Genomic DNA, 4,212 nt, shown 5'->3' with positions numbered 1-4,212 from the left:
CCCCCCCCCCCCCCCCCCCCCCCCCGGGTATTCCTGGATCTGCGCGAACGCGGCGAAACCTGCAGCAAGCACAGGGTTGCTCGACTCATGCGCGAGAACGGCCTGCATGCGCTCCACGGCTATCGCATACGCCATATACCGATTACCAAGCCGCACGCACTGATCCCCAACCTATTGCAGCGTCAGTTCACGGTGTCCAAGCCCAACGAGGCGTGGGTGACGGACATCACCTACATCCGTACCTGGCAGAGCTGGCTCTACTGGGCTGTCGTCGTGGACCTGTTCTCGCGCAAGGTCGTGGGCTGGGCCGTCAAGCCGACGATTCATCGAGAGCTAGTCTTGGAGGCGGTATTGAAGGCTGTTCGTTCTCGCCGACCCCGCAAGACCCTGATTCACTCGGATCAGGGAACGCAGTATGGGAGCGATGCATGGAGGCGCTTCTGCAAGGCGAACCATCTTGAGCCCAGCATGAGCAGGCGGGCGAACTGCTGGGACAACGCGGTCGCCGAGTCCTTTTTCGGAAGCTTGAAGAAGGAACGCATTAAGAAGCACATCTACGCGGACCGCCAAACGGCGGCCTTGGACGTATCCGAGTACATCGAAGGCTTCTACAATCCGATCCGTCGACACAGCCACCTCGGTGGCGTTAGTCCCATCGAGTTCGAAGCGGCACATCGACACCGCCGCTCAGGTGTCCACTAAAGCCTGGTAACTCCAGTTGAATCGCCCCGGCTTCAGTAGCCATCTCCAAGCCGTACATTACGGCAACGACGGAGGTGTGCATGAGCAGCAAGCGGTATTCGGATGAGTTCAAGGCCGAGGCGGCCAAGCAGGTGATCGATCAGGGTCGTTCGGTACGGGAGGTCTCGAACCGGCTGGGGGTCAGCATTGACTCGCTGTACGCGTGGGTGAGGGAGCAACGCAAGGTGCCGGCCATGCGCCAGGCGGATGCTTCGTTGGCGGCGGAGAACCGTCGACTGCAGGCCGAGCTCAAGCGTGTGACCGAGGAGCGCGACATCCTAAAAAAGGCCGCAGCGTACTTTGCCAAGGGGTAAGGGCGAAGTACGCGTTCATGCAGGCGCACCTCGACGAGTTCCGCGTGACCCGCATGTGTCGTGTGCTGGGTGTGCAGCGCAGCGGGTTCTATGCGTGGCAGCAGCGGCCGCACAGCGAGCGCCATCGCGAGGATCAACGTCTTCTCGGGATGATCAAGCAGGCGTGGCTGGAGAGCGGCACTGTGTACGGCTACCGCAAGGTCACCGATGACCTGCGCGATCTGGGCGAGCGCTGCGGCAAGCATCACGTGGCGCGGCTGATGAAGAACGAAGGCTTGCGGGCGCAAGTGGGCTACGGGCGTCGTCCGCGGCCTCGCGCTGGCCGGGTCTCGATGGTCGCGCCGAACCATCTGGATCGACAGTTCGACGTGGCCGCGCCCAATACGCACTGGGTCACCGACATCACCTATATCCGCACGCACGAGGGCTGGCTGTACCTGGCGGTGGTGCTGGATCTGTATTCGCGTCAGGTCGTGGGCTGGGCGATGCAAGGCCAGATGTATGCTGATCTGGTGCTACAGGCGCTGCTGGCGGCGGTGTGGCGGCGCAAGCCAGTTCCCGGTCTGATGCTGCACTCGGACCAGGGCAGTCAGTTCACCGGTGCCGAGTGGCAGGCGTTCCTGAAGGCCCATGGGATCGTCTGCAGCATGAGCAGGCGCGGCAATTGTCATGACAACGCAGTGGCCGAGAGCTTCTTCCAGCTGCTTAAGCGGGAACGGATCAAGCGGAGGATCTACCTGACGCGTGATGCAGCGCGCAGCGACGTGTTCGACTACATCGAGATGTTCTACAACCCCAAACGCCGGCACGGCTCCAATGGAGGCGTCTCTCCGGTAGAGTTCGAACGGCAGGCGGGACTTTCAGGCTCGTAGGTGTCTACGAATCCCGGGGCGATTCATGTGCTCGATCACCTGGGCAGGGTCTCGTCGCACTCGGTTTGGAGGCGGAGCGGGGGCTCTGCTAGGCTAACGAGCTCGATTGCGCGTGCTCGCCGGATACGCCGATCGCCAGCCGGTCGGCGTCCATCGCGCTTCCGGTGCTGTTTTGTGACCCACCTTCTCGGCGACCTACTGGACGATCAGGCTGCCGATGGCCAAGCACGATTTCCTGCAACGATTCCTGCTCGAGCAGGCCGGCGTGCACGGCGCGTTCGTCCGCCTCGACAAGACCTGGCGCGACGTGCGCGCGCAGACCGACTATCCCAAGCCGCTGGCCTCGCTGCTCGGCCGGACGCTGGCCGCGAGTGCGCTGCTGAGCGGGTCGATCAAGTTCCGCGGCCGGCTGTCGATCCAGTTCCGCTCCGAGGGCGCATTGCGACTGCTGTTCGCCGAGTGCACCGACGGCGGCGGCCTGCGCGGCCTCGCGCGCTGGGACGAGGTATCCGATGCGGTGCCGCAGCTCGGCGACGATGCGATCCTCGCGGTGACGATCGAACAGTCCGATCGCGACCTGCGCCAGCAGGCGCTGATCGCCTGCGAAGGCAACGACCTTTCCGGTGCGTTCGAGCGCTATTTCGAGCAATCCGAACAGCTGCCCACGCGCATGCTGCTGGTCGAGCACGCCGGCCGCTGCGCCGGCCTGCTGCTGCAGCCGATCGCCGACGGCGGCGGCATCTCGCTCGGCGATCCGGACGCCTGGAACCGCGTCGGCTATCTGATGGCGACCGCGATGACCGACGAGATGGTCAACCTGTCGGCGGAGGAGCTGCTGACGCGCCTGTTCCACGAGGAGGGCGTGCGCGTGTTCGAGCCGCGGCCGCTCGCGTTCGCGTGCAGCTGTTCGCGCGCGCGTGTCGAAGCAGTGCTGCGCTCGCTCGGCCGCGAGGAGTGCGAGGACACGCTCGCCGCGGAGGGACAGATCGCGGTGACCTGCGAGTTCTGCAACCACGCCTACCGGTTCGACCGTGTCGACGTCGCCGGCCTGTTCGTCACCACGATGCCGGTGGCCGGACCGTCGACCGCGCAATGAGCGCGCCCGCGATCACCGCCGTGGCGTGCGATGCGGCCGGCGCCGCCGGCGGCAGCGTGCTCAACGTCGCGGCGTATCGGTTCGTCTCGATCGACGATCCGGCCGCGCTGGCCGCGCAGCTGCGCGCGCGCGCCGAAGCCGTGGACCTGCGCGGCACGATCCTGATCGCCGGCGAGGGCATCAATCTGTTCCTGGCCGGCCAAGACGCCGCGCTGCGCGGGTTCGTCCAGACCCTGCATGCCGACGCGCGCTTCGCGGCGATGCCGGTCAAGTTCAGCCGCAGTGCTGCGGCGCCGTTCGCGCGGCTCAAGGTCAAGATCAAGCCGGAGATCATCAGCTTCCGCCGCGGCGGCATCGTGCCGGAGGCGGCGCGTGCGCCGGCGGTGGAGCCGGCGACGCTGGCGCGCTGGATCGGGCGGGGTGCCGACGACGCCGGCCGCCGGCTGGTCCTGCTCGACACGCGCAATCGCGAGGAGGTCGCACACGGCAGCTTCGAGGGCGCGCTGACGCTGCCGATCGACCGCTTCACCGAGCTGCCCGAGGCGGTCGCCGCACTGGCCGAGACGCTGGCCGATGCGACCGTCGTCAGCTTCTGCACCGGCGGTATCCGCTGCGAGAAGGCCGCGCTGTGGATGCGCGCGCAGGGCTTCGACAATGTGCTGCAGCTCGACGGCGGCATCCTCGGCTACTTCGAGCGCGTCGGCGGCTACGGTTATGCCGGGCGCTGCTTCGTGTTCGACGAGCGCGTCGCGCTCGATCCGGATCTCGCGCCGCTCGCGGACACGGTGTCGGATCGGGACTGATCGGCTCGATTCGAGGTCGCGGCTGCGTCGGCTGCAGCTTCGCGTTCGACGTGTATGTTGCGCTTGGTCTGGCATCCGGGCCGCCCGTGAGCCAGGATCGGATCCGCGCCGACCGATGCAGTCGAAGTCCGCGGCTGTAGGCCGCGGCTTTTCGCGTTCGACGCGCACATGGCGCCCGATCTGGGCGAGGGGCGCTGGCGTGCGGTGCGCCACCATTTCAGATTTTCTGGGCGCGCCGGTCGGCAAGGTTTCACCTCGTCGGTGAGCGGCATCCCTGCCTGTTTTCCGCTCGCTCCCGCGAGCGGGTCACTTTCTCTTGCGTGCCCAAGAGAAAGTAACCAAAGAGAAGGGCACCCCACAGACGTGCCCTCCGGGCATCCTGCCCT

General features: G+C 66.3%; 4 protein-coding genes. All 4 read left to right on the top strand.

Annotated elements, in window-relative coordinates:
* The coding region (locus tag AC52W5_RS15485) for an IS3 family transposase (RefSeq protein ID WP_495671663.1) at positions 1-702 on the top strand (702 nt) is incomplete at its 5' end.
* A gap of 80 nt (positions 703-782) precedes the next feature.
* Positions 783-1,927, top strand: a protein-coding gene (locus AC52W5_RS15480) for an IS3 family transposase (protein ID WP_495671662.1) whose coding sequence is annotated in 2 segments (ribosomal slippage) — positions 783-1,029 and positions 1,029-1,927 — 1,146 coding nt in all. Because the reading frame shifts where the segments join, the coding sequence is not laid out codon by codon here.
* A gap of 217 nt (positions 1,928-2,144) precedes the next feature.
* Positions 2,145-3,023, top strand: coding sequence for an Hsp33 family molecular chaperone HslO (hslO, locus tag AC52W5_RS15475; RefSeq protein ID WP_495671661.1), 879 nt, complete (start codon positions 2,145-2,147; stop codon positions 3,021-3,023).
* Positions 3,020-3,826: a sulfurtransferase gene (locus AC52W5_RS15470; RefSeq protein WP_495671660.1), complete on the top strand. Its 807-nt coding sequence runs from the start codon at positions 3,020-3,022 to the stop codon at positions 3,824-3,826. Before hslO ends, AC52W5_RS15470 begins: the two co-directional genes overlap by 4 nt.
* The last annotated feature ends 386 nt before the right edge of the window (positions 3,827-4,212 follow it).

This window comes from Nitrosospira sp. CT (assembly GCF_059489795.1).
Note: the sequence above shows the minus strand (reverse complement) of the source record. Positions and strands in the feature narration are given on the sequence as shown.

What these genes read in the sequence shown, in the direction of transcription:
- hslO (WP_495671661.1), top strand. Translation starts at nt 2,145, where the DNA reads ATGGCCAAGCACGATTTCCTGCAACGATTCCTGCTCGAGCAGGCCGGC.
- AC52W5_RS15470 (WP_495671660.1), top strand. Translation starts at nt 3,020, where the DNA reads ATGAGCGCGCCCGCGATCACCGCCGTGGCGTGCGATGCGGCCGGCGCC.